The organism is Allorhizobium borbori, assembly GCF_014196535.1.
Lineage (GTDB): Bacteria > Pseudomonadota > Alphaproteobacteria > Rhizobiales > Rhizobiaceae > Ectorhizobium > Ectorhizobium borbori.
This window is the reverse complement of sequence record NZ_JACIDU010000052.1, coordinates 1-2,445: the sequence shown is the minus strand read 5'-3', so window position 1 is coordinate 2,445 and position 2,445 is coordinate 1. Positions and strand designations below refer to the sequence as shown.

The following is a 2,445-nucleotide window of genomic DNA, read 5'->3' as shown; positions in this document are numbered from 1 at the left end:
GCAGGATCGGCCCTTCTCCCTCAACGAAGCGCCGATCCAAAAGCGAAAACCCGCTGCAGCCTCCTGCAGCGGGATTTCTTCGTCAATGGGATGGCATATGCCCGTGGACGCGAAACGCCCACCGATTTCAAGGATTATTGTTCCGCTTCGGCAACGGCGATGTCGGCAAGGGCGAGCGCAGCCTCACGGGTTGCGGCGGCGGCAATGAAGCGACCATTATGGCAAAAGCTCGCGCCTTTCACACCGGATGCGGCTTCGAGATCGCTCCCAGTCAGGCCCGCCCAGGCCTTCGGCAGGTCCGCGCGAAGCTCGAACCCCTCATCGGAGCGGCGAATGCCGGTCAAGCACCAGTCCTTGTCGCGCGGATGGACGACGAACAGCAGGTGATCCGCACCCGCCTTGATGATGGCGGGCCGGAACGGCATGCCCATCGGCAGCTCCAGAACACGCCCTTCACCAGTGTTGCGGATGGCGTCGAGAACGAGCCCTTCAGCCCGCAATTTGGCGGCAGCGGCAGATACGCCTGCTTCAACGAAGCTACGGGCGATTGCCAGAGCGGCGTGAAATGCACGTTCGTCCGCTTCCGCGTTCTTGTCGTCAAAGGCGGGCTTCAGCGTTTCGAGAAGCACCGGCAAGGTGAGGCCGGCCAGCGGCCCGGCGACTGACGGGTCGAATGCGCCGTTGTCGACCAGATCGACCGGCAGCACGAATTTCTTGTCAAAGGCGGCATGAATGGCAGCGACATGCGCTTCCGGCACACCGAAAGCCGCCAGATAGTCTCGACCGTAATGCTTCCACACCAGCCCGAAGGAGCTGTAGGGCTGCCCGTCATCGCGCAGGGGAGCGCCTCGCTGATGGTGATCGAAAATCTGTGCCGCAGCATCATAGGCGCCGCCGACATCGTAAATGATACGGTCGGAGCCGGGCGTAATCCACTCCGGCGCGCGGCTGCGCACGATACGCGCCTCCGGAAAAAGCCGGGTCAGGACGACACTGGACAGGAGTTCGTCCGCATGGAAGCCACCGGAATGGGTGACGAGATAGTCCGGTGTCATGTCGGGATCGCCTTGTCGTTTGTCAGGATCATGTTCGGTGAAGACCAGATAACCCGTGCGGACCGCCACCTCAACCCGCGATCTCACCGATTTAGCGGATGGCGGTGATCTCCAGTTCCTGATCGCCGAGGTTCACCACGTCACCCACCATTTTGCCGAAGAGAATGCGCGCCACCGGAGACACATGGGAAATCGTGCCGGCCTTGGGATCGGCCTCGTCTTCGCCGACGATACGATAGGTTTGCACCCGACCGTCATCACGGGTGAAGGTAACGGTGTTGCCAAAGGCGACGGTATCGCCCGACACAGGTTGTGGCATGACCTGCGCCGTGCGCAGGCGTTCGGAGAAGTAACGCAAATCGCGCAGAGGCCCGGCCGTCTGCCGCCGCTTTTCGTTGACGTCCTCGATGATGTTTGCCGCTTCGAAGGCCTCGCGCGCCTCCGTCATCTGCCGCTCCAGCGCCTTTAGCCCGTCCTCGGTCACGAGGTTCGGGTGGGGAGAGATCGGACGATCCGGCAGCAGGGTTTCCGATGCCGTTTCCGCACTTTCTTCCTTGGTGAAGGCAACACTCACGCTCGAACTCCGTTTCGCGACAAAGCGCCTCCATACCGCATGGGCAGTGCTGCTGGCACACGCTGCTGGCGCTGGACGATTGCCTCTATGCTCTTCAGCCGACAATCCCGCATCTGACGCGATCGTCATTGCATCGATGCCTGCAACGACATGGGATTTCGAGACTGCCGGATGTAGAGGGTGACAAGCCGTCGAGGAAGAAGTTCAAAGCGTACGCAATCGGCTATTTCCACATCGACCTCGCTGAGGTGCAGACCTCCGAAGGTAAACTCTACCTCTACGTCGCAATCGAGAGCCTCAAAGTTTGCCTTCGTCCAATTGGTCGAGCGCGCCACCACCCGAACGGCGTCAGACTTCATGGACGCGCTGGTGGCGGCCGTGCCCCACGAGATCCACACCGTGCTTACCGGCAACGGCATCCAGTTCGCCGACATTCCGAGGAACCGCAACGGACCAACCGCGCGGTTCCGAGGTCGTCCATTCGACCGGGCATGCTGGCGATACGACATCGCGCATCGGCTGACCAAACCCAAGCATCCCTGGACAAATGGCCAGGTCGAACGGATGAACCGGACGATCAAAGAGGCGACCGTAAAACGCTATCGCTACGACAGCCACGATCAGTTCCACCGGCATATCGACGACTTCGTCGCGGCATACAATTTTGCCCGACGTCTCAAGACCCTCAGGGGCTTCACACCCTATGAATTCATATGCAAGGTGAATAGCCCCTAGATTTGTGGACGCCTTCTTCCCTATTTTTGAGGCAAGGAGGCCATGATGGGGTCTGGCAATTTTAGTGACGAGTTCAAGCGC

General features: G+C 60.4%; 2 protein-coding genes and 1 pseudogene. 1 reads left to right on the top strand and 2 read right to left on the bottom strand.

Going from position 1 to position 2,445, the window contains the following annotated elements:
* Positions 1-134 precede the first annotated feature (134 nt).
* Positions 135-1,055, bottom strand: a complete 921-nt coding sequence (locus tag GGQ66_RS22845) for an MYG1 family protein (protein ID WP_183796029.1) — start codon at positions 1,053-1,055, stop codon at positions 135-137.
* A 91-nt stretch (positions 1,056-1,146) separates the two neighbouring features.
* Positions 1,147-1,629 (bottom strand): transcription elongation factor GreA, encoded by a 483-nt coding sequence (gene greA / locus GGQ66_RS22840; RefSeq protein WP_183796027.1) that lies wholly within the window; start codon positions 1,627-1,629, stop codon positions 1,147-1,149.
* Between the two features lie 56 nt (positions 1,630-1,685).
* Between greA and GGQ66_RS22835 the strand changes: the two are divergent.
* Positions 1,686-2,364 (top strand): annotated as a pseudogene (locus tag GGQ66_RS22835) (integrase core domain-containing protein); the annotation flags it as partial.
* Positions 2,365-2,445 lie beyond the last annotated feature (81 nt).